The organism is uncultured Rothia sp. (genome assembly GCF_916049665.1).
Taxonomy (GTDB): Bacteria; Actinomycetota; Actinomycetes; order Actinomycetales; family Micrococcaceae; genus Rothia.
On record NZ_CAJZIE010000023.1, the window covers coordinates 1 to 21,897 of the forward strand.

The following is a 21,897-nucleotide window of genomic DNA, read 5'->3' on the forward strand; positions in this document are numbered from 1 at the left end:
AAAAAATCACCTGCTCGCGGTGTTATCAGGGTTGCCCGCAACGTGGCAGAGGTGAGGCGATGATGCCCCGAGGCGATATACAGAGCACAGTCATGCACCCGCACGGCTCTTTGCCTCATTCCGCGATTCCTGCGCCCGTATCGCTCGCGCAGTCGGGCCGAGAATGAACGTGAATACGGTGGCGATGATGAAGAGTGCCCCTCCGGTAACAATGGTGTTGATCGCGCCGAACGCTGGTACCGCCCATCCGGTGATGAGGTACCCGACCATACCCGCTAGGGAGAAAACCACACCCATGAAGCTGTAGACGCGCCCGCGCATGTGTTCGTCGATAGCGTCTGCGAAGAGGACTTGCCCGAGCACTTCTTCGGGTCCGTAGAACATGCCCCAGATGAACCAGAGCACGAGTACCGCCCACAGCGCCGGGTGTAGTCCCATACTCAGACAAACGGCGCCGTAGCCGAGTCCGGAGATGCACATCCACCCGCGTTTGGTCATACGCACCCGCCCGGCGCCTGTACCGACGCCGAGTTTGGCTGAAAGCCAGGAGCTGATCACGCATCCGGCGGCGTAGACGGAAGTTGCGATTCCGAAGGCGGTGTAGTCGTGCCCGAGGCCGCGGGTGAGGTATTCGAGCATGGGCAGGGTGGTGATGGGTACGGCGGCGATGGAGAGGAACCAGAAGGTGAGCATACCGCGCACGATGGGGTTGTGTGCGGTGTAGGCGGCGCCTTCGCGCAGGAGTCTGCCGGTGTGGTGTTCCTGCACGGTGGCGGTGCGTTCGGCGTGGGTGAGGTCGTAGTTGCGTATGGTGGCGACGGTGAGGGCAGCGAGCAGGTTGAGGGTGCCTGCGAATCCGACGGCGAGGGCTGGGGTGGTGAAGGATGCGACGGCGGCTGCGATGGTGGGGCCGAGGGTTTGGGCGAGGAAGATGAGGCTGCCGCGGCGTGCCATGTATTTTTGGTAGTCGTCGCCGAGCAGGGAGGGCATGGCGGCGGAGGCTGCGGGGGATGAGAAGGTGCCGAAGGTTGAGACGAGGAATGCGATGGTGAGGAAGGCGGGTAGTCCTGCGGCGGCGTAGAGGGCTGGGGATGCGATGAGTAGGGCGGCGCTGGCGAGCCTGAAGCTGACGGTGAGGGTTTTGCGGTTGAATTTGTCGGCGATAGCGCCTGCGAATGGTGCGAAGAGGATGACGGGGACTGCCTCGACGACCATGACGATAGCGGAGTGGGCGAGGTCGCCGGTGGCGCCGTAGGTCAGCAGGGGCATGGCGATAGCTTGGATACTGGACGCAAGAGCATCAGAAACCTGCGCGGTCAGGAGCGTGAGCTGCCCGCGTGCGTTCAGCGGCGTTGCTGATGTGGGTTTTGCGGTCGCGTCTGGTGTGTTTGTTGGAATGCGCGACGCAGGTGATTCAGGGTGCTCAGGCGAAGGGTCTGTGGTGCGTCTCATAATACTGTGGATTCTATCACGGGTAAGAACGCTGTAACCGAGGCGAAACAAGACACAAGATGCGCGAGCAGATAACAGTCCGTTATCTTCTCGCCGAAATATTATCTGCTCGCGGTGTTATCGGGGTTGCCCGCAACCGGGCGGTGGCGTCTCGGGCTGGTTGTGTCCGAGGCGCCACCGCTTTTTCGTTCCCCTCTAGCGGGCGTGAAATTCTATCCCTGCGCCGCGAAATCCTGTGCCGCGAGAATACCCGCCGCGTACGCTGCCTGACCCACGTGCTGCGCGGCATCGTCAATCATGCTGACCAGGCGCACACCGCGGGTCACCGGCGGAGTCCACGAATGGTCAATAATCTCGCTCAAATCAGCCTCGCTCAGCGTCTGCGAGTAGGCCGCGAGCGCCTCGCCGGTTGCCACAAGGTACTCCACCAACAGGGCAGAATCTTCAACCACGATGGAGCGTGCCTGCTCGGCGGTGTGGCCGTAACCCATGGTGTCGCCCAGCTCGCCCAGGTTGAAACGTTCCCTGAAGCCCTGCGCCTCCCAGACCTGCGGCTGACCGTTCAGGGCGGAGAGCTGCATGTCCATCTGTCGTCCGGCGTGCCAGAGGAGCCAGGCGATAGAGTTCGGGTGCCCGCCCGGGTGGGCGTTGAGCGCCTCGGGGAATAGCCCCTTGACGGCTACGGCGGCTTCGATACCGGGGCGGCTGGCGGCGTCACGCAGAATATCGTGGGTGTTCATGGAGTTCTCCTGAATTTGCTGGCTTCCTTTAGGCCGGCTTCTTGTAGGGAGCCGGGTAGTTTCAGTCTACGCCCGCACGGGCTGAGGGGCGGCTGGGGCCAAGAAAAAATGTGGCGCGCGGGAATAATACTCATTTCTTCCCGTTGAACTCTGCGAAGACATCATCATCTAAATTCCATAGGAGACATTATGACCACCCCCGCTCAGCTGCACTTTGACATGGTCGTCATCGGTTTCGGCAAGGGCGGCAAGACCCTCGCCGGCGCCTACGCGAAGACCGGCAAGAATGTTGCCCTCATCGAGCAGTCTACCGGCATGTACGGCGGCACCTGCATCAACATCGGTTGCGTGCCCACCAAGGCGCTGGTTCACCGTGCCGACGAGTTCCGCGCTAGCGGCGAGCGCACCCTTGAAGAGGCAAACGCCGCCTACGAGTCCGCCGTGGTTTTCCGTGACAAGCTGACCGGTATGATGCGCGCCAAGAACCGCGAGATCCTGCTGTCCAACGAGACCGCTAAGCTCATTGATGGTCACGCACGTTTCATCTCCGACACCGAGGTTGAGGTTACCGCGGGCGAGGACACCCTGCGCGTTACCGCCGACTACTTCATCATCAACACCGGCGCCGTGTCGGTCATCCCGCCGATTGAGGGCGTCCGCGAATCTGAGCGTGTGCTCACCTCCACCGAGCTGCAGAAGCTCACCCCGCGCCCCAAGCGCCTGGGCATTATCGGTGGCGGCCCCATCGGTGTTGAGTTCGCCGGTATTTTCTCCTCCTACGGTACCGAGGTGACCATTCTGGATGGCGCACCCGCCCTCTTCGGCCGCTACGACGAGGATGTTGCCCAGGTCGCCCGCGAGATTATCGCAGATCAGGACGTTACCGCTCATGCCGGCGTGCGCGTGCAGTCCTTCAAGGACGGCGCTGACTCGGTGACCGTGACCTACCTCGACTCCGAGGGTGCTACTCGGGAGCTGGAGGTGGACTACGTGATGGTTGCGACCGGCCGCAAGCCCGCCACCGAGGGCCTGGGTCTGGAGAACACCAGCATCGAAACCAACGACCGCGGCGCAATTGTCGTGGATGAGCACCTGCGCAGCACCGTGCCGAACATTTTCGCGCTCGGTGACGTGAACGGCGGCCCGCAGTTTACCTACATTTCCATGGATGACTACCGCGTGGTGCTTTCCCAGCTGGTCGGTGATGGTTCCCGCTCCACCAAGGACCGCAAGGCTGTGGCTTCGACCATCTACATGAACCCGCCGCTGTCTTCGGTTGGTATGACCGAGCGTGAGGCAATCGAGGCTGGCCACAAGGTCAAGGTCGCTTCGAAGCCGGTTGCCGCGGTTGCCGCTATGCCGCGCGCGAAGACCCAGGAGAACCCGCGCGGCATCATGAAGTTCGTGATCGATGCGCAGACCGACCAGATTCTGGGTGCCCAGCTGCTGGTAATCGAGTCCATGGAGGTTATTAACCTGGTGGCGCTGGCGATGCGCCACGGCATTACTGCTTCGCAGCTGCGCGATGAGATTTACACTCACCCCTCGATTACTGAGGGTCTGAATGAGATTCTTGCCGTCGCGGTGCCCGTGAACTAGCTGAATTAGAATCGCGTCCGGATTCGCGGTGCATGTAGCGTTTCTGCTTGTCTGAGTGCTTCCCTGCCCGTTCCGCCCGTTGTGCTGTCAACGGGGGTGCGGGTGGGGAAGCATTTTTGTTAAGGCACAGATATACCCTATAGCTAAGCATGCCCTAAGATTGTTATGAGATAAGCGCAAGCTCACTGACCGAGTGGTTAGTGCGAGGGGCTCGGAGGAGAGCCTCACTCACCACTGCGCCCACCACAGTGCGCCACCTGCGCCACGCATACAACCGAACATCATAGGCACGAACCGGGAGAATCATGGCACTGCCCAAAATCAAGCCCTACACCTACATTGACCGTGAGCACAGCAACCGCGTGAGCTGGCCCGTAGACCCCAGCCGAGCCGTACTGCTCGTTCACGACATGCAGGTACACTTCGTCCAGGCTTTCGAAGGCGCCAATCTGGGAGAGGGCAACGGTAACCCGGACGCCCAGATTAACGTCGCCATCAAGAACCTGCGCCGCCTCATTGACGCCGCCCACGACGCAGGAATCCCCGTCTACTACACCGCGCAGCCGCCGCGCCAGAACCCCGAGGATCGCCGCCTGCTCATTGATTTCTGGGGCGACGGCCTGCAGAACGACGAGTCCGCCCGCGTGCTCGACGAACTGGCACCCACCGACCGTGACACCGTGCTGACCAAGTGGCGTTACTCCGCGTTCGTGCGCAGCCCCTTCGAGGACCTGCTCAAGGAGTCCGGTCGCGACCAGCTCATTATCGGCGGCGTGTACGCGCACATTGGCTGCCTGACCACCGCCCTGGAGGCGTTCATGCGTGACATTCAGCCGTTCATGGTTGCGGATGCGCTCGCCGACTTCTCGGAGGAGGAGCACCGTATGGCGTGCGAGTATGCTTCAGGTCGTTGCGCCCGCGTGCTCAACACCGCCGATGTGCTCGCAGACCTGCAGGCCGCTGAGAAGGCTGAGTCTGTTGAGGAGGCGCGCGCATGAGCTGGGTGATTGTGACCGGCGCGAACGGCGGTATTGGTGAGGCTACGGTCCACCAGCTGATTAAGAACGGTTATTCGGTATTTGCGGCTGACCTCGCCGAGCAGCCCATTGCCTCCTTCGGCACCTACGGGGACGCCATCTTCCGCTACCGTTCCGTAGACGTGACCAGCGAAGAGTCCGTCACCGCCCTCGCTAACGCCGTGGCGGCACTCGACGAACCCATCACCGGCGCGGTACTTGCCGCGGGTATCGCCCACAGCCAGCCGCTGCTGGAGACCAGCTTCGACACCTGGAAACGCCTGCATGCGGTTAACTCCGACGGCGTGTTCCTGTGCCTGCGCGAATTCGCCCGCATCATGATTGACCAGCAGGAGTCCGACCCGACCAACCGCCGCTCTCTGGTGACGGTCGCCTCCAACGCGGCGCGTGTGCCCCGCGCGGAGTTCGGCGCCTACGGTGCGTCCAAGGCGTCGGCGGCGCGCGTGAGTTCCAGCTTCGGCCTGCAGCTTGCCGCGCACGGTATTCGCGTGAACTCGGTCTGCCCCGGCACCACCCGAACCCCCATGGTGACTGAGGCCTGGGAGGGTGAGGACCGTTCCGCCCTGCCGGTTGCCGGTAACCCGGAAACGTTCCGCCTGGGCATTCCGCTGCGCCGTATTGCCGACCCGGCAGATATTGCCTCGGTGAATGTTTTCCTCATTTCTGAGGCGGCACGCCACATCACCATGCAGGAGATTGTTGCCGACGGCGGCGCGACCCTCTAACGGCACTCCGCGTCTGGCGTTTAGATGCCCGGCGCGAACCTACACACCACTGATAGAAGTACGATGACGAACCTTCCTGACTTTATCTTTGCCACCGGCACCCGCGTCCTGCGCGCTTCCGGTGCGATGCCCCCTGTCACCTTCGATAATGCCCTGGACGAGGCAAAACGCGCCGGTAGCGCCGTCGTGGGTCTGATTCCTTTTGACCCGGACATGCCCGCCTACCTCTTCGTGCCCGAACGCCTGGAGGAGCAGCAGGTATCGGTCCCCGAACAGACCGCCGAACTTGCCGAACCGGTATCGGTCACCGGCCGTCAGAACGACCGGTTCCGTGCCGCCGTGGCCACCGCCGTGGAGCGCATGAAGGCGGGTGAGCTGAGCAAGATTGTGCTTTCTCGCGTGCTGACCGCCCGCTACGCTCCCGGCGCCCTCAACCTGGAGGCGCTGTACAACAACCTGCGCGCCCAGCAGCGTTCCGCATTCAACTTTGCGGTGCGCCTGCCCGATGGCGAGCGCGGCATGAACGGCAGCTACCTGATGGGCGCCTCCCCGGAGCTGGTGTTCCGCACTGAGGGCCGCGCCTTCAAGACCCACCCGCTTGCCGGTAGCGCCCCGCGCGTTGCCGAGCCCGGTAGCGCCGAAGACGAGGCGATTCGCGACCGCCTGTTCGCCTCGCCGAAGGACCGCGGCGAGCACGCCTACGTCATTAACGATATTGCCGAGCGCCTGGCACCCATCGCCGAGGAGCTGAACGTGCCGCAGGTGCCCTCGCTGCTGCAGACCCCGCAGCTGTGGCACCTGGCGACCCCCATCGACGGCGTGCTGAAGGAGGGCCTGACCTGCCTGGACGGTGCCCGCGCAATCCACCCGACCCCCGCGATTTGCGGTGCCCCCACTGAGAAGGCGCTGGAGCTGATTCGTCAGCTGGAGTCTTTCGAACGCCGCTACTTTGGTGGTCTGGTCGGCTACATGGACGCCGAGGGTAACGGCGAGTGGGCGCTGGTTCTGCGCTGCGCCCAGGTCAGCCCGGATGAGGCTGTACTGTACGCCGGTGCGGGTATTGTGGCTGAGTCCGACCCGGAGCTGGAGCACACCGAGACCGGCACGAAGCTCGGCAGCTTTGGTCGCGCCCTGGGCGTGGACACCCTGGGTGAAGATACTCCCTAGGGTCTGTCTTGAACGCCTTGATGAGGCGGAATAAAACGACTGAATAAAACAGCAGAATAAAACGACTGAACGCGCTCGCTATTTGGCGGGCGCGTTCAGTCGTTGTTGTTATGGGGACGTGGCTAATCGGTGAGCAGGCGCTTGAGTTCCAGGGGAGTAGCCACCGGCAGAAGCTGAGCCTCAACCTGCGCGGGCTCACCCTCGGCAGGGTTCTCCACAGCCAGGGCGATGAGCATCTTCTGCGCCTGCTCGGGGTTCTCAGCGTCGGGCAGCGCCACGGGTACCCACTGCAGGCTAAAGCTCCGCTCGATAGCCTCGCCGCCGCCCTGAGGTGTGGGTGCGCTAAAGGTAGCACGCGCGGTCAAGCTGTCCTGAGTCAGTACGCGCAGGGCGGTCGGCTCGGGAACGTTGCTGCCCAGAAGGTCCCCCGGGACCTCCTCGTTCATGGCAAGTTCGAGCGCATCCAGCAGCTCATCTGTGAGCTGCACCCGAACCAGGGAGGGCACTACGCTCAGGCCGTGGCCGGTCGCTTTGAGCACCGCCTCCTTAGCGGTCCACAGCGCCACCGAGAGTAGGTGCAGCACGGGTGCGGGGCGTTCCTGCGCGACCCGCTCGTAGAACGTACGTTCTTCATTGGAGAGCGCCAGGCGCGCAAAACCAGAGAACAGACGCGCGTCCAGAGTCTCAACATCCACGCCGAGCACCGCCGAGGGATTACGGCTAAAAGCGCCCACGACCAGCGGGTTCACCTGCGACATATTGAAATTCACGCCCGCAATACGCGGCTTGCCATGCTTCTTGCCGCTGGTGCACAGGGTGCAGGAACGGTCCACCTCAATCTCAGAAGCGGCGCTCGAGGGTACATCCAGCCGCGCCGCCGCCATGGCACGCATAAGCGCCTGAGTGCTCAAGTAACTGACCGCCGCCGTGGAGGTCGGTAACTGCGCCGCATGCTGCTGCTCAGCAAGACCCAGGTAGCTCAACCAGCTAAAACGCAGGGAACCGTACATCGTGCGGGTGGGAAGAGCGAAAATCTGCACGCGCTCGCTCGGGCGGGCGGTAGGGCGCTCCGGGCGCTGTGCGCTGGGTGTTTCGGGGGCAGAATAGCTCATAGGTTTAGTGTACCCGCCCCACATTAGGGCAATCAGCGCTACGAGGCTGCTTGAGGTTGTCCACAGCCGTGACTGCGCGCTACGCACCCTCGCCGTCGGTGCGGTAAAGTCATCACAGGCATCATTACGGACTGCCGCCCGCACGCTAGAGGGGCGACAGCTTAGAAAGAAGGTACCGTGAACAGCACGCAAGAGATTATCGCCGCCGCAGACGGCTCGGCGCTGGGTAACCCCGGACCGGCGGGCTGGGCATGGTATATCGACGACGACCACTGGGCGAGCGGCGGTTGGGCGCACGGCACCAACAACATGGGTGAGCTCAAGGCTGTTCTGGACCTGTTCGAGGCGACCGCATCCCGCCCGGAGGCGAAGCTGCGCGTGTACTGCGATAGCCAGTACGTCATTAACTCGCTGACCAAGTGGATGCCCGGCTGGAAGAAGAAGGGCTGGAAGAAGTCCGACGGCAAGCCCGTGCTCAACCGCGACCTTCTGGAGGCGCTAGATGCCGCTTTGGCGGGTCGCGACTACGAGTTTATTTGGGTGAAGGGCCACGCGGGCCACGAGCTCAACGAGAAGGCTGACTCCCTGGCAAATGGCGCGGCGCGAGCCTACCAGGAGGGCCGCGAACCCGCGCACGGCCCCGGCTTCGGTGCGTCTGCTGATGCTGAACCTGCCGCTGAGTCTGCTGCGGCTCCGGTTGTTGAGGCGCCGATTGTGAACGCTCCCGCGGCTGAACCGGCGCTCTCCGAGTCTTCCGCGGATGCCCACCTGCCCGTGCAGGAATTTACCGCCGCCGAGATTGAGAACGCCCAGCGCGGCGTGGAGAGCCTGCGCCTGGCCGGTCTGCTGCGCCCCGCCTCCGCGGTGAACGCCCCCGACCCGGAGGCGGTTCGCACCCGCAAGGAGCAGCTGGCGATCGCGGCAGAGCGCGCCGCTGAGCGTGACGCAAAGGCACTGGCACGCCAACAGGAGACAGCTCAGCAGGCATCCACCGCCGCGCAGGCGGAAGAAGACGATGACCTGACCGGCCTGGAAGAGTTTGCTGGCATGGACCCGAACGACGTTGACCCGGCGGAACTGCTGGGCGAGACCGAAGAACAGGTAGCAGAGCAGGTGGCAGAACCCGCCGTGGAGTCCGTTCAGGATGCTCCCGCTCAGCCCGCTGAACCCGCGCCGGTGGCACCCGCACCGTCTGCTCCTGCGGCACCCGCCGCGCCCGTTCTGAACCCCGAAGAAGCCGCCGCCGCTGAGCAGCTGCTCGAAAGCCGCGGCTCCGTCATGGAGGCGGCTCGGTTGGATTCCATGCTGCACGAGCGTCTGGTGTGGGTGACCGCCACCGGCAAGTCGGTGTCGCGCTCCTCGGTGTTGCAGTACCGCGAACGCGCTTTCACCCAGCAGGGCGCCCCGCTCAAGCAGGGCGTGCAGGTGCTGGATTCTTCCAATGTGCTGGTCATGGCGGCGGTTGCGACCGCGCGTGGCCGCGTGAGCCGTTCGAGCATTTGGCATTACGATACTGAGCGCGGTCTGTGGCGTCTGCGTTTCCGCCAGGAGACTCCCGCCTCCTAAAGTTCAGACTCTTAGGGTATGGGCTTCTGAGCTCTCAAAATTTCCGTGCAATAAACCCCCGCCGCATCCTCACTCTCGAGGATGCGGCGGGGTTTTTCTCAATAGATGTTCGCCGCCTTCCGGCGAGCCTGGCAGGCGGTATGCCGTGCGGCCGGGACCTTTAAACCGCCCGGTCTGCCGCCTGCCTGCGGGTGGGGTTCTGGGCTTGCTGCCCTGACCCCTTAGCCGACGAACATGGAGGCGTTAGCCTGCTCGGTGTCTGCGTAGTTCACGCCTGCGCGGGTGAGCGCCTCGTTGATCTGGGTGATGGACGCTTCGACCTGACGCTGGGTTGCGTGCCACTGGTCCAGCACGCCCTGGAAGTTCGCGGATGCGGAGCCGGTCCAGGAGCTCTGCAGGTCGTGCAGGGAGGCGGTCATACCGTTGACGTCTGCGGTGATGGATGCGACGTAGGATCGTGCCTGTGCGCTCTTGGCTGCGATGACTTCGGAATCGACATTGAACTGTGCCATGGTTTTTCTCCTTTGAGATAGGTGGGGTGGGGCGGTTGCCCCGTGGTGGAGCTTGGGGTTTGGATCTCTGGAAGGGTTGAGTTCCTGACCGGAAGCTTGTTATCACTATATCTTTCAAAATGCATCAAATGAGCTGAAAAGTGATTATTAAATAAATCTGTGGATAAACCCACTAGATTCACTCCGGCATCTCGAAAAAATCGAAAACCCACCCGAAAATGACGTACCCATGACGCGCGCCAAGTTGCCCGCAACATCTCAGCACCCAACAAAGGCACCAGAGCACAGCAAAGATTACAGAGCACAGCAAAGCCCCCGAACCGCAGAACGTTCAAGTTCTACAGCCCGGGGGCTTGTGCGTTATCCAGCGTTGTAGCGTTACTTCATCAGCTGATCGTCCGAGACGGGCGGCGGGTAGAACGGCAAAGAAATCACGAAGGTAGCGCCGCCACCGTCGGTCTCTTCAATGTGGATCCTGCCCTCGTGCTGCTCAATAATTGCAGCCACAATGGACAGACCCAGACCCGTACCGCCGGTCTCACGCGAACGCGAGGTGTCGGTGCGGTAGAAGCGCTCGAACACGCGCTCGCGGTCCTCACCGTGAATGCCGGGGCCGTGGTCGCGCACCTCCAGCACGGAGAGCGGGAAGCCGGGAACCTCCTCGCGCACGCCCACCGCAATCTCCAGGGGAGAGCCGTCGGGGGTGTAACGCATGGCGTTGGTCAGCAGGTTCGCCACGACCTGACGCAGGCGCGATTCGTCGCCGAGCACGGTTGCGGAGGTCGGTGCCACCTCCTCGTTCAGACCCACCAGGGACACCGCACGATCGGGTGCCGTGGCGTAGGCGTCGTTACTAGCGTCGACCGCGAGGTTGAACAGGTCGAAGGGCGCCAGCTTGGATTCGCGGCGCTCATCAATACGCGCCAGGGTCAGCAGGTCTTCCACGAGCTGACCCATACGCTTGGACTCCGATTCGATGCGGCTCATCGCGGTTGCGACCGCCTCATCAGTGGGCAGAGCACCCTGGCGGTACAGCTCCGAGTAGCCTCGAATACTGACCAGCGGGGTACGCAACTCATGCGAAGCGTCACCCACGAAGCGGCGCATTTTCGCCTCACTCTTCTCGCGGGCTTTGAAGAGCATTTCAATCTGGGTGAGCATCGTGTTCAGCGAAACCGCGAGGTTGCCAATCTCGTTGCTGGGGTTGTAGTCCTCAATACGCTGAGAGAGGTCACCGGCAGCGATCTTGGCGGCGGTTTGCTCCACACGCGCGAGCGGCTCGAAAGTGCGGGTCACGATCACCCAGGTCATCGCAATCGCGGAGGCGAGAGTCGCCAAACCAAACGCGAAGGTCAGCACGCCCACGAGGGCGACCACCTGGTTGGTCTGCTTCAGCGGCATGGCAATGATGAGGGAGGCCGCCTCCGGCAAACCTGAAGAGTCGTTGGCTTCAATGGGCACGGCGAGCACACGCCAATCGGAGGAGCTACCCACCGAGTTGACGGTGACCGCCTCCTCGTTTTGCTTGCGAACCTTCTCTTCGGTCCAGCCCTGCAGCGCCGGCTCGCTGAACTGTTCGCTATCCTCGGACTTGAGCGAGTACAGTACGTTGCCGTCCTTATCGAGCAGGTACAGGCGGTAGGTGCTCAGGGATTGTTCCTGATTGCCGGAGGGGCGCACGGTCGCCAGCTGCACGAGCGAGGGGGCGCTGCTCTTCATCTCTTCGTCCAGCTGGTGCACCATCTGGGCGCGCAGAGCGGAAATCGCCACCAGGCTCGTCACCGCGATGGAGAGGGCGATGAGCATGGAGGTGATGAGCACTAGCTGGGTGCGAAGGGAGAGAGACTGGGGGATCCGGTCGAGGGGTTTGAGCGCCACGTTAGCCTCGAGAACCGCGAATCATGTAGCCCACACCGCGCTTGGTGTGGATGAGCGGCTCGTGGTTTTCGCGGTTGTTGTCGATCTTGCGGCGCAGGTACGAAATGTAGGACTCGACGATGGAGGAATCGCCGTTGAAGTCGTACTCCCACACGTGGTCGAGAATCTGCGCCTTGGACAGCACGCGGTTGGCGTTGAGCATCAGGTAGTGCAGCAGGTTGAACTCGGTGGGGGAGAGGTCAATCTCTTCATCACCGAGGAACACTTCGTGGGTGTCCACGTTCAGGGTGAGGGCGTCAACGCGCAGTACGGCGTCGTCCTCTTCCTGGATGCTACGGCTACGGCGCAGAATAGCGCGGATGCGGGCGATCACCTCGTCGAGGGAGAAGGGCTTGGTGACGTAGTCGTCGCCGCCGGCACCCAGACCGGTGACCTTGTCTTCGGTGGCGTCCTTTGCGGTCAGGAAGAGCACGGGGGTGGTGGTGCCGTTTTCACGCAGGCGGCGGGTCACCTCGAAGCCGTCCATGCCGGGCATCATGACGTCCAGGACGATGAGGTCGGGGTTTTCGGCGTGTGCCTTTTCGAGGGCTTCGCGGCCGTTGCCGGCGGTGACTACTTCAAAACCGGCGAAACGCAGGGAGGTGGCGAGCAGTTCAAGAATGTTGAACTCGTCATCGACGACTAGGAGTTTTGCTTCAGCAGACATACTCTATCTTTCTCTCTGAATGGCAGGCTGTACTTGATAAGTGAATGATGTGTGTGTGAGCTTGCGGCTCAAATCTTTATGCCTTGTTGCGGCGCATAACCGACAGAATGAGCGCGGCCATGAGGGCAATAAAGGCGACGGGGAGGAGGACCAGCGGAATCTGGCTCATGAGGGCGGGCGGCGCTGCCCCAACCCACTTCATCACGAGCATTGCGACTCCGGTGAGCAGGCAAATCAGGGCGAGAAGCGCACCTGCCGCGCCGAGCCAGCGGATGGCTCCAGCGTAGGGAAGGGGCGCGGGCGCCTGGTCTGCGGTGCTGCGCGTGTCCTGTACGGGTTCATTACTCATGAATTTAACGGTATCAGCTCACACACAGCTGTTCGTGGGCGAAGCCCCAGATTTAGCGGTTTGAGACCCAAATTCACAGCGTATGTGAAGCTTAGGGGAGCGACCGCACTGTTTGCGCACGCGAGATGCTTTAATAGGGGTATGTCTGAACAGGTTATTGAACTGCTCCCCGAAACTACGCCCGCTACTGACGCGCCCGCAGAGTCCGTTGCGCCTTCTGCCGCGCCTGAGAGCACCGACGAGGGTAGCGCTGTACCTGCTGAGACTCAGCCCTCCGTGAACGCCGAGGAACCTGCGGCCGCTGAAGAAGCAGCCGCTGAGGAAGCGCCAGCAGAGAACGCGGAGAAGACCGAAGACTCCACCCCCGACCCCTTCACCCCACTGGATGAAGAGGTAGGCACCCCCTCCCTGGGCGTTCCGCACAAGCTGCGCCGCACCTCCAAGGTGGACGAGATTCTTGCCGCCGCCAAGGACGTGGCGCTACAGGGCGTTCAGGAGATTGCCCCGGCACACGCCATCGGCCTAGTGCACCACGTGCGCGCCGAGGAGGAACGCCTGAGCACTCACCTCTTCGAGTGCACCCTGCCCGGTTACCGCGGCTGGTTCTGGTTTGCGACCCTCTCGCGTGCGCCTCGCTCCCGCGTGGCAACGATCTGCGAGGTGGGTCTGCTGCCCGGTGACGACGCACTGATCGCGCCGGATTGGGTGCCGTGGGCTGACCGTGTTCGCCCCGAGGACCTGCAGGAGAACGCCGCGGAGGAAAACGCAGACTCTGCTGAGGATACTGAGGCAGATGAATCTGCTGAGTCTGGTGAGTCTGTTGAGTCCGCTGAGAACGAATCTGCTGCAGAAGAAACTGCTGAGGCTGAGTCCGCAGAGTAAGCCTACGTGCCACTCCTCTTAATAAGGGGTAGGCTAGCAAAAGCGTATATATAAGGTGTTATTGAGTCGTCCAATGAGTTTTCATTGGGCGACTCAATGACTTAAGCCGTGGCAAAAGCCGCTAAAAAAGTACATAATAGATTATTGAATTAAGTAACGACTTAGGCAGTGCTATCTAAGTACTGTTGCGGTGAAAGCTGGGAGAGATACATGACAGACCTCATCGATACCACAGAGATGTATTTGCGCACCATCCTCGAACTGGAGGAAGAGGGTATCGTCCCCATGCGTGCGCGCATCGCTGAACGACTCGAGCACTCCGGCCCGACCGTCTCCCAGACCGTGGCACGCATGGAGAAGCACGGCCTGCTCACCGTTGAGCCGGACCGCCACCTCGAACTGACCGAGGAAGGCCGCCACAAGGCGGTCGAGGTGATGCGTAAGCACCGCCTGGCTGAGCGCCTGCTCTCCGACATTATTGGTCTGGAACTCGAGTACGTGCACGAAGAGGCATGCCGCTGGGAGCACGTCATGAGTGACAAGGTGGAGAAGCGCATCCTGGAGATGCTCAAGGACCCCAAGTTCTCCCCGTACGGTAACGCTATTCCCGGCCTGGAGGACCTGGGCCACGCTAGCGAGAAGAACGACGAGCGCACCGTGCCCATGTCCCTGGCGGCACGCGACTCCGGTCCCGAGGACCGTTTCACTATTTCTCGCTTCCCCGAGTCCATTCAGACTGACGTTGAGTTGCTGAAGCTGCTGGCTGACGCAGGTATTGTTTACGGCGCTTCGGTGTCCGTGGTCGCCGGTCAGGACGATGACGTGATTGTTCACGCCGACGGTGAAGAGGACACCCTCTCCCTGGATATGGACGTGGCAAACGCAATTGTGGTCAAGCGCGGCGGCAACCTCTAAGCTCTAGTTCTGAGAGTCCGCTAACCCAGTTCACGCTTTAAACGGTGGTATCGCCTCCCTTGGTGGAGGCGGTGCCACCGTTTTTATGTCTGCTGCGGTTTATCTGGTCTTACGGTGGGATCCGGGTTGAGGCGCCTAGCGGGCGGGGCGTTTCAGAGTTTGGTCGCGTGCGCGGGCGCATATACTCCTCTCTCAAAGTTTTGGCAACTGCGCTCGAGTGCATTTTTCGTGTTTTTCGCTTAAATCTGAGGTTGAAACTGAGGGAAACGCCGGTATCTGAGCAATCTCTGAGAGTGGACACTTAAGAGATAAGGGTCATTTTTAAGAGTTTTGAACCCTGTCCTTAAGGAGTGGCGGCGCATTAAAAGCGAATGTGCATCCTTGTGAAGCGCCTAGTCAAGCGCCTTAATTTGCTTAAGTTCCCACAAATAAGCGGGGGGCTAGTCAGTCCAGTCCACTCTGTTCCGCCGGGGGTGAAAGTCCAAAATTTAAGTCCGAATGAGGTGACAACTGGGAGTTTTCTGTGTATTCTCTTTTCTGTGCCCAAATCCTAATCGTAAGAGGGCACCGTCGAAGCGGTTCCGCTGAGTTCTGCCAACGCTTCGATGAACGTCTACCCAATATGGCAGAAGCGGGGGACCCAATCCCCAAGCTGGGATACGGCTTCTCAATCGAGAGGCCTCGGGGCTAAGTCACTTCGGTGGCCGAGCGAATCCATGCTCGAGCCCGACAGCTCACCTCGTCAGGCAATGGAGGAATTACCAATGGTTAAGAAGATCGTACGTACCGCAGGTGCAACCCTCGCAGCAGGCGCAATCCTGCTCGGCTCGACCGTTCCCGCGAACGCATTTGCACAGATCCCCGCTGCTGCTGATCTGTCCTACGACTACACCAACTACGAGTTCGACTACACCAGCTACAACACCCCCGCAACCACCTACGTTGCACCCCAGGCTCAGGCACAGCAGACCTACGTTGCTCCCGCAGCAACCGAGGCACCCGCTGCTCCCGCAGTTGAGACCTCCTACGTAGCACCCCAGGCTGAGGCACAGCAGGCATACGTTGCACCCGTTGCAGCTCCTGCACCCGCTGCTCCCGCAGCTTCCTCCGCTTCCACCGGTAACGCATCCCGCGACGCAATCGTTGCAACCGCAATGAGCGGTCTGGGTGGCGCATACGTTTGGGGCGGCAAGACCTTCGGTGCATGGGACTGCTCCGGCTTCACCTCTTGGGTTTTCGCTCAGCACGGCATCAAGCTGACCGCTTTCACCTACGCAATGAAGAACGAGCTGCGCCCGACCTCTAACCCCCAGCCCGGCGACATCGTCTTCCAGAACGGCTACAGCCACGTTGGTATCTACCTGGGCGACGGCAAGATGATTTCCGCTCTGAACCCCACCAACGGTACCCTGGTGCACCCCACCTCCTGGATGTCCGTTGACGGCTACTACACCGCTCTCTAAGCCTTAGTGCATAGAAGCTGGGTCTAGCCCAACATACTTCTCAAAAGGCGCCTACCCCGCACGGGGTGGGCGCCTTTTGCGTACCCAAGAAGTTCCGCAAAAATACCGCCGAGAGCGCACCTTAGTACGGGGTGTATTCTCGGCGGTATGTGTTTTAGGTATATGCAGCTAGGACGCGAGAACCTGCAGAAGCTTCTGAGGGTCCTGCTCCCACTCGGTCAGCTCAGACCGCAGGTTAGTCCGTGCGGGCTCCTCCCAGAGCTGCAGAGCCCGCTCAGAGAGGAAGATACGCTCACGCTCCAGGATGGAACGCAGGAAGGTCGTGCGGCCGGTACGGAACGCCTCATCGTCAAATTGGGAGTACTCGGTACGCACCCCGCGCAGGTAGCGGCGGTAGCGTGCCGGGTCTGCCGCCAAGATTGCCATGTCGGCGTCAAGGAAGAACTCAATATCTGCCGGATTGTAGCCCGCCGGTAGTTCGGTGGACTCGGGCAGCTCGTGGGTTGCCGTGGCGCGCACTAGAAGGCGCACCATCTGCAGTTCGTCCGTACTCAGTAGACCTGCGGCAACCAGCGGCTCCAGGGAGGCGCCCGCCAGCTGCTCGCTACGGCGCTCATCCTCACCCGGCGCGCCCTCGTAGACTGCGTCGTGGAACCACGCCGCCAGAACCGGCGCCAGGGGAGTAGCACCCTGCGTGCGGTGCGCGTACAGGCGGTCCAGGTCGGCGAGCATCTGCGAAAGGTGCCCGCTGTGGTGGTACGCGCGGTGCGGCAGCTCCCACGCCTGCAGCAGGCTCTCACCCAGCTCAGCTACCTGAGCACGCAGCTCGGAGGATGCCTCCATACGCACAAGACGGAGCGCAAACGCTGCCTCCCAGGCACGCAGCAGACGCGGGCGAATCTTCTCGGGGCGCTCCTTGAGCGGGATGCGCAGACCGCTGGCAATGAGCGTGCGGGTCAGCTCCGCGCAGCTAAGCTCAACCGCGCCCGCCTGCACCAGCTCCTCGTAGCGGTGCGCCGGAACATCGTAGTGGTCGCGGTCGAAGGCGCGCTCGCTAATGCCCGCCGCCGCGGCGAACTCGTGCAGTTCCGTCAGGGACACATCCGAAATGAGGTGCGAGAAGACGGTGCCGTGCGCGGGCCAGACGGGCGGGTCAATGTAGATGCTCATTCGTACATTGTAGGAGCGGTTCCGGTGCCGGGTGCGGGTGTCCTCATGCGGTGAACACGGGCTGGGACGCAGGACGGGCAGTGTGCGGGCGGAAACATGGGCACAGCGCGGCTCCTGGTGGCTTATAGGGTCCCGTGCGACCAGTCGTGCGGGGTGCTTTATACTGGATAGGTACGCCCTCGTAGCTCAGGGGATAGAGCACTTCTCTCCTAAAGAAGGTGTCGGACGTTCGAATCGTCTCGGGGGCACACAGAACCGGCATGCGTGCCGGTATGAGAAAACCGCCCGTCGCTTGCATTAGCAGGCGCGGGCGGTTTCTCTGTTTCTGCACGTAACGAGTACTCAAGAAAACACGTTATAGCTGAGACAGGTCAATCTTGCCCATCTGCAGGATCTTCTGACGAGTGGCTTCGTCCGCCATCAGCTCAGTGATATTATGCGGGACAATCTGCCAGGAGACGCCCCAGCGGTCTACACACCAGCCGCAGCGCTCCGCGTCGGGCACCGCGGAGAGCAGCTCCCAGTAACGGTCAATTTCCTCCTGGTCGCGGCAGGAAACAACGACCGAAACCCCCGGTGTGAAGGTGAAATCGTGGAAAGAGCCAGAATCAGCAGCCGCAAGCCAGGTGCCCTGCAGGTTAAAGTCAGTGAACATGACTGCATCCGATCCGAAGGGGGTGCCCTCCGGATAGTGATACAGGGTTCCGCGGCGGGCATTATCAAAGATAGAAAGCCAGTCGTTGGTGGCTTCTTCTGCATTGCCGTGATTCGTACCGCCAAACATGAACGAGGGAATGACGAAGGGGCGCGGGTCACCCTCGGGGTTGGTGAGCATCAGCTGCCAGGTCATGCCGAAACGGTCACGAACCCAGGCGTAGCGGGGAGAGAAAGGGTACTCGCCCAGCTCCATGAGTACACCGCCGCCGCTTAGCTTTTCGTAGAGTTCATCGAGGTATGCTCGCGCTTGCGCCTCACCACCGAAGAGGAGCGGGTCAAAGTTCAGAATGCAGCTGATGGACTGGTTCGGGGTGTACCGGTCATCACCATTAATGAGTGAGAGCTGGAAGCCATGGATGCTTAGAGCTGTCGTAAGTCCGGGCACCTGTTCAACGATAGAAGCATCGCGAAAAACCCTGGTATAGAACTGTGCGGCTTCGTCGGCTGAGCCATTGCACCATAGGGCTATTGAGAGTCTCGGAGATAAGGTCTGGGTCATGCGGTCATCCTAGCACGGGGAACCTCGGATACAGAGGCACCGCTACCTGTGAGAGATGGGCGGCCGGGTGACCGGACGGGTGGGAGCCGCGGAGTAAATGCGGTAGCATGGAATATCGAACGTGTATTCTAGGCAGCGAGGTAGATGATGAGCGACAAGCCCGAACAGCAGAAGCAGCCCTTCACCGAACAGGACGGCCTGTTCGCCGCCGAACTCGTCACCCCCGCAGCACCGGTAGCGGATGATGAGCCGCCCTTCGACCCGTACTACGACGTACCCCCTGCCGAGGACGACTACTACGCCCCTCCCATGGACGCCGCAGTGATGGACGCTCCGGTGATGGAGGCACCCGCACAGGACGTACCCGCCGCCCTGCCTACCGGCATGCCCGCCTACGGTGCCCCTGCTACCAGCGCGCCCGCAGCCTTCACCGCCGCAGATCCGCTCGGCGACTTCATGCCGCCCGCCTACCGCGTCGGCGGATACGGCGAAGACTTTGACCCCGCCGACCCCTACAACGAACGCACCCATAGCCTCAACGCTGTGGACCCCGCCTCCCTCACCGCGGGGCTCAACGAACGCCAGGAAGAGGCCGTACTGCACTCCGGCTCGCCCCTGCTCATCGTCGCGGGCGCAGGCTCCGGCAAGACCCGCGTGCTCACCCACCGCATCGCCTACCTGCTCGCAACCCACCGCGCGACCCCCGGCCAGATCCTCGCCATTACCTTCACCAATAAAGCCGCCGCCGAAATGCGTGAACGTATCGAGGCGTTAGTCGGCCCGCGCGCCAAGCACATGTGGATTTCGACCTTCCACAGCTTCTGCGTGCGTGTACTGCGCCGTGAGGCCGCCGCCCTCGGGTTGAAGTCCACCTTCACCATCTACGATTCGACCGACTCGCAGCGTCTGCTGAGCCTCATCATCAAAGAGCTCAACTTGGACACCAAGAAGTTCACCGCCAAGGCAGTGGGCAACCGCATTTCCGCGCTGAAGAACGAGCTGGTCAGCGCTGAAGCGTACGCATCCCGCGTGGCAAGCGATAACCCGTACGAGAAGACCGTTTCGCAGATTTACACCGTCTACACGCAGCGTCTGCGCGCCGCCAACTCCCTCGACTTTGACGACCTGATTGGCCGCACCGTCTTCCTGCTGAAGAAGTTCCCTGAAATCGCGAACTACTACCGCCGCAAGTTCCGCCACATCCTCGTGGACGAGTACCAGGACACCAACCACGCCCAGTACCAGCTGGTGCGTGAACTGGTCGGCGCCCACGCGAAGGCACCGGCTGACCGCGGCCCCTACCCGGACGCTGTGCCTCCTGCCGAGCTGACCGTGGTGGGTGACTCCGACCAGTCCATCTATGCCTTCCGTGGCGCGGATATCCGCAATATTACGGACTTCGAGAAGGACTACCCGAACGCCCACACGATCCTGCTCGAGCAGAACTACCGCTCCACGCAGAACATCCTATCGGCGGCGAACGCGGTCATTGAACGCAACCCCGACCGCCGCCCCAAGAAGCTGTGGACCGCCTCCGGCGCGGGCGCGAAGATTATCGGTTACGTCGCCGAATCCGAGCACGCCGAGGCACGCTACATCACCCGCGAAATTGACCGCCTTGCCGATGAGCACGGCGTGCAGCCCGGTGACGTCGCCATCTTCTACCGCACCAACGCGCAGTCCCGAACCCTCGAGGACATGCTCATGCGCGCCGGCCTGCCCTACCGCGTGGTCGGCGGTACCCGCTTCTACGAGCGCAAGGAAATCAAGGATGCGCTCGCCTACCTGCGCGCCCTGAGCAACCCGGATGATGACGTGAACGTGCGCCGCATCCTGAACGAGCCCAAGCGCGGTATCGGTGCCAAGTCTGAGTCCGTGGTGGCGGAGTACGCGAGTGCGAACCGCATCTCCTTCTACGCTGCCGCACGCCAAGCAGCCGACATCCCCGGTCTGGGTGCCGCCGCGGTGAAGAAGTACGCCGAGTTCGTGCGCCTCATGGATGACCTGGCGCAGATTGCCCGCACCGAACCCGCCGCAACCTGCCTGGAAGCGGTCCTCGAGCAGACCGGATACCTGGCGGCTCTGCGCGCCTCCAAGGACATTCAGGACGAGTCGCGCGTGGAGAACCTCTCCGAGCTGCTCGACGCCATGGTCGAGTTCGAGACCGAGAACCCCGGCGCCGACCTGGAGCAGTTCCTCGAACACGTGGCGCTGGTTGCCGACGCCGACTCGATCCCGAACCGCCCCGCCAGCGCGGAGGGCGAGAATGCCTCCGCCGCACAGATTGCCGCCGAAGCCGCCGAGGCGAAGGCTCAGGGCATGGTCACCCTCATGACCCTGCACACCGCCAAGGGTCTGGAATTCCCCGTGGTGTTCCTGACCGGTATGGAGCACGGCCTGTTCCCGCACCAGCGCGCCCTGACTGACGAGAAGGAAATGAGCGAGGAGCGCCGCCTGGCGTACGTGGGTCTGACCCGCGCCATGGAGCGACTGTACCTGACCCGCTCCGAGACTCGCACCATGTGGGGTAAGAGCCAGTTCAACCCGCCCTCGCCTTTCCTGGAGGAGATTCCGGAGGAGCTCATCGAGTGGAAGCGCACCGCCGGTTTCTCTGGCTTTGGTGCCTCCGGCATGGGTGCGTACGGCGCTCGCGGCGGCGGTTCCTATGGAAGCAGTTCCTACGGTGGTGGCTACTCGGGTGGTGTGCGCTCCGGATACAGCTCCGGCTACGGTTCTGGAAGCTACTCGGGCGGCTATGGCTCGGGCGGTTATGGCTCCGGTAGCTCGCGCGGCTCCTACTCTGACCCCTACGAGTCCCGCCCCGTACGCCGCTCCGAGCCGTCCACCGCGGACATTAACGGCTCGGCAAGCTACGGGCTGGCGGCGGCGGCCGCCTCCTCGAAGGTGACGAACCGTTCCCGCGTGCACCAGAGTAAGGAAATCCCGACCCTGGCGGTCGGCGATACCGTGCGCCACACGAAGTTCGGTGAGGGTCGTGTGCTCGCCGTTGAGGGCAGCGGGGATAAGACCGTGGCGAAGGTTCGCTTCGGCTCGGAAGAGAAGCGTCTGCTGCTGCGTTACGCGCCGCTGGAGAAGGTGAACTAGCGAGTCAGGAGCGAGAACCTGATAAAGCTGATGGAGGGGTGGGTACCTGCGGGTGCCCGTCCCTCTTTTGTGTGCTGTACCGGGCGTGTTGTCCGCCTGGTGAGAAAGGTCCGGATGCTCTTCTGTGCGCGGCGGTAATGTCGCGTTTTCGCCGGTATTTCGCGGCGGATGGGGCACCGCGTGCTCGGGTTAGTTACCCGGTACGCAACCTTTGGGTAAATCGTACCCAAAATATGTGTGAGCTGAGTCGCTAAAATCTCAGATTTGGGGCTCTGTGAGTGCGAGCTCACGCCGAATCCGATA

Annotated in this window: 18 protein-coding genes, 1 tRNA gene and 1 riboswitch; of the genes, 10 read left to right on the forward strand and 9 right to left on the reverse strand. The window is 62.1% G+C overall.

Going from position 1 to position 21,897, the window contains the following annotated elements:
• Positions 1–90 precede the first annotated feature (90 nt).
• Together QZ540_RS03510 and QZ540_RS03515 are read right to left on the reverse strand one after the other, a co-directional pair.
• Positions 91–1,503: an MFS transporter gene (locus tag QZ540_RS03510; RefSeq protein WP_012902852.1), complete on the reverse strand. Its 1,413-nt coding sequence runs from the start codon at positions 1,501–1,503 to the stop codon at positions 91–93.
• Positions 1,504–1,664: 161 nt separating this feature from the next.
• A complete protein-coding gene (locus tag QZ540_RS03515) occupies positions 1,665–2,192 on the reverse strand; it encodes a DinB family protein (protein WP_294627792.1) in 528 nt (175 codons plus the stop codon).
• A 189-nt stretch (positions 2,193–2,381) separates the two neighbouring features.
• On the opposite strand from QZ540_RS03515, the gene QZ540_RS03520 reads away from it, so the two are divergent.
• The 4 genes from QZ540_RS03520 (at position 2,382) to QZ540_RS03535 (ending at position 6,720) form a co-directional block, all read left to right on the forward strand.
• A complete protein-coding gene (locus tag QZ540_RS03520) occupies positions 2,382–3,791 on the forward strand; it encodes an FAD-dependent oxidoreductase (RefSeq protein WP_294627793.1) in 1,410 nt (469 codons plus the stop codon).
• A gap of 305 nt (positions 3,792–4,096) precedes the next feature.
• Positions 4,097–4,789 carry an isochorismatase family protein gene (locus QZ540_RS03525; RefSeq protein ID WP_294627794.1) on the forward strand — a complete coding sequence of 231 codons (693 nt, stop codon included), beginning with the start codon at positions 4,097–4,099 and terminating at the stop codon, positions 4,787–4,789.
• A complete protein-coding gene (locus QZ540_RS03530; RefSeq protein ID WP_294627795.1) occupies positions 4,786–5,553 on the forward strand; it encodes an SDR family oxidoreductase in 768 nt (255 codons plus the stop codon). Before QZ540_RS03525 ends, QZ540_RS03530 begins: the two co-directional genes overlap by 4 nt.
• A 63-nt stretch (positions 5,554–5,616) precedes the next feature.
• Positions 5,617–6,720, forward strand: coding sequence for an isochorismate synthase MenF (locus tag QZ540_RS03535; RefSeq protein ID WP_294627796.1), 1,104 nt, complete (start codon positions 5,617–5,619; stop codon positions 6,718–6,720).
• A 122-nt stretch (positions 6,721–6,842) separates the two neighbouring features.
• On the opposite strand, the gene QZ540_RS03540 is transcribed toward QZ540_RS03535, so the two are convergent.
• Entirely contained in the window at positions 6,843–7,832 is a 990-nt protein-coding gene (locus QZ540_RS03540; protein WP_294627797.1) for a 4'-phosphopantetheinyl transferase superfamily protein, read from the reverse strand.
• Between the two features lie 177 nt (positions 7,833–8,009).
• On the opposite strand from QZ540_RS03540, the gene QZ540_RS03545 reads away from it, so the two are divergent.
• A complete protein-coding gene (locus QZ540_RS03545; RefSeq protein ID WP_294627799.1) occupies positions 8,010–9,398 on the forward strand; it encodes a ribonuclease H in 1,389 nt (462 codons plus the stop codon).
• A gap of 221 nt (positions 9,399–9,619) precedes the next feature.
• Here the strand turns inward: QZ540_RS03545 and QZ540_RS03550 are convergent, their stop codons facing one another.
• The 4 genes from QZ540_RS03550 to QZ540_RS03565 all read right to left on the reverse strand — a co-directional run bounded on the left by QZ540_RS03550 (position 9,620) and on the right by QZ540_RS03565 (position 12,843).
• On the reverse strand, positions 9,620–9,910 hold the full coding sequence (locus QZ540_RS03550) for a WXG100 family type VII secretion target (protein ID WP_005504526.1): 291 nt from the start codon (positions 9,908–9,910) through the stop codon (positions 9,620–9,622).
• A gap of 378 nt (positions 9,911–10,288) precedes the next feature.
• Complete coding sequence (locus QZ540_RS03555; protein WP_294627801.1) at positions 10,289–11,788, reverse strand: sensor histidine kinase; 1,500 nt, start codon at positions 11,786–11,788, stop codon at positions 10,289–10,291.
• Between the two features lies 1 nt (position 11,789).
• The gene (locus QZ540_RS03560) at positions 11,790–12,494 is read right to left on the reverse strand and encodes a response regulator transcription factor (RefSeq protein WP_049326988.1); all 705 of its coding nucleotides are present in this window, start codon (positions 12,492–12,494) and stop codon (positions 11,790–11,792) included.
• Positions 12,495–12,570: 76 nt separating this feature from the next.
• Positions 12,571–12,843, reverse strand: coding sequence for a hypothetical protein (locus tag QZ540_RS03565; RefSeq protein WP_005504529.1), 273 nt, complete (start codon positions 12,841–12,843; stop codon positions 12,571–12,573).
• 141 nt (positions 12,844–12,984) lie between these two features.
• Between QZ540_RS03565 and QZ540_RS03570 the strand changes: the two genes are divergently transcribed.
• The 3 genes from QZ540_RS03570 to QZ540_RS03580 all read left to right on the forward strand — a co-directional run bounded on the left by QZ540_RS03570 (position 12,985) and on the right by QZ540_RS03580 (position 16,103).
• Positions 12,985–13,725, forward strand: a complete 741-nt coding sequence (locus tag QZ540_RS03570; RefSeq protein ID WP_294627804.1) for a DUF3027 domain-containing protein — start codon at positions 12,985–12,987, stop codon at positions 13,723–13,725.
• A 210-nt stretch (positions 13,726–13,935) separates the two neighbouring features.
• Positions 13,936–14,640 carry a metal-dependent transcriptional regulator gene (locus QZ540_RS03575; RefSeq protein ID WP_049346095.1) on the forward strand — a complete coding sequence of 235 codons (705 nt, stop codon included), beginning with the start codon at positions 13,936–13,938 and terminating at the stop codon, positions 14,638–14,640.
• Between the two features lie 604 nt (positions 14,641–15,244).
• Positions 15,245–15,404: riboswitch (cyclic di-AMP (ydaO/yuaA leader) on the forward strand.
• Positions 15,405–16,103, forward strand: coding sequence for a C40 family peptidase (locus tag QZ540_RS03580; RefSeq protein WP_044150091.1), 699 nt, complete (start codon positions 15,405–15,407; stop codon positions 16,101–16,103).
• 168 nt (positions 16,104–16,271) lie between these two features.
• On the opposite strand, the gene QZ540_RS03585 is transcribed toward QZ540_RS03580, so the two are convergent.
• Positions 16,272–17,273 carry a DUF4031 domain-containing protein gene (locus tag QZ540_RS03585; protein WP_294627807.1) on the reverse strand — a complete coding sequence of 334 codons (1,002 nt, stop codon included), beginning with the start codon at positions 17,271–17,273 and terminating at the stop codon, positions 16,272–16,274.
• 175 nt (positions 17,274–17,448) lie between these two features.
• On the opposite strand from QZ540_RS03585, the gene QZ540_RS03590 reads away from it, so the two are divergent.
• Positions 17,449–17,521: transfer RNA gene (locus QZ540_RS03590), tRNA-Arg, on the forward strand.
• 107 nt (positions 17,522–17,628) lie between these two features.
• Here the strand turns inward: QZ540_RS03590 and QZ540_RS03595 are convergent.
• Positions 17,629–18,489, reverse strand: a complete 861-nt coding sequence (locus QZ540_RS03595; protein WP_294627809.1) for a VOC family protein — start codon at positions 18,487–18,489, stop codon at positions 17,629–17,631.
• Positions 18,490–18,633: 144 nt separating this feature from the next.
• Here QZ540_RS03595 and QZ540_RS03600 point away from each other — a divergent pair, with 144 nt between their 5' ends.
• The gene (locus tag QZ540_RS03600) at positions 18,634–21,594 is read left to right on the forward strand and encodes a UvrD-helicase domain-containing protein (RefSeq protein ID WP_294627810.1); all 2,961 of its coding nucleotides are present in this window, start codon (positions 18,634–18,636) and stop codon (positions 21,592–21,594) included.
• Positions 21,595–21,897: the final 303 nt, after the last annotated feature.

Coding starts and splice junctions, on each gene's coding strand:
- QZ540_RS03575 (WP_049346095.1), top strand. CDS start 13,936: ATGACAGACCTCATCGATACCACAGAGATGTATTTGCGCACCATCCTC.
- QZ540_RS03580 (WP_044150091.1), top strand. CDS start 15,405: ATGGTTAAGAAGATCGTACGTACCGCAGGTGCAACCCTCGCAGCAGGC.
- QZ540_RS03565 (WP_005504529.1), bottom strand. CDS start 12,843: ATGAGTAATGAACCCGTACAGGACACGCGCAGCACCGCAGACCAGGCG.
- QZ540_RS03540 (WP_294627797.1), bottom strand. CDS start 7,832: ATGAGCTATTCTGCCCCCGAAACACCCAGCGCACAGCGCCCGGAGCGC.
- QZ540_RS03535 (WP_294627796.1), top strand. CDS start 5,617: ATGACGAACCTTCCTGACTTTATCTTTGCCACCGGCACCCGCGTCCTG.
- QZ540_RS03585 (WP_294627807.1), bottom strand. CDS start 17,273: ATGAGCATCTACATTGACCCGCCCGTCTGGCCCGCGCACGGCACCGTC.
- QZ540_RS03530 (WP_294627795.1), top strand. CDS start 4,786: ATGAGCTGGGTGATTGTGACCGGCGCGAACGGCGGTATTGGTGAGGCT.
- QZ540_RS03570 (WP_294627804.1), top strand. CDS start 12,985: ATGTCTGAACAGGTTATTGAACTGCTCCCCGAAACTACGCCCGCTACT.
- QZ540_RS03550 (WP_005504526.1), bottom strand. CDS start 9,910: ATGGCACAGTTCAATGTCGATTCCGAAGTCATCGCAGCCAAGAGCGCA.
- QZ540_RS03515 (WP_294627792.1), bottom strand. CDS start 2,192: ATGAACACCCACGATATTCTGCGTGACGCCGCCAGCCGCCCCGGTATC.
- QZ540_RS03520 (WP_294627793.1), top strand. CDS start 2,382: ATGACCACCCCCGCTCAGCTGCACTTTGACATGGTCGTCATCGGTTTC.
- QZ540_RS03595 (WP_294627809.1), bottom strand. CDS start 18,489: ATGACCCAGACCTTATCTCCGAGACTCTCAATAGCCCTATGGTGCAAT.
- QZ540_RS03560 (WP_049326988.1), bottom strand. CDS start 12,494: ATGTCTGCTGAAGCAAAACTCCTAGTCGTCGATGACGAGTTCAACATT.
- QZ540_RS03600 (WP_294627810.1), top strand. CDS start 18,634: ATGATGAGCGACAAGCCCGAACAGCAGAAGCAGCCCTTCACCGAACAG.
- QZ540_RS03525 (WP_294627794.1), top strand. CDS start 4,097: ATGGCACTGCCCAAAATCAAGCCCTACACCTACATTGACCGTGAGCAC.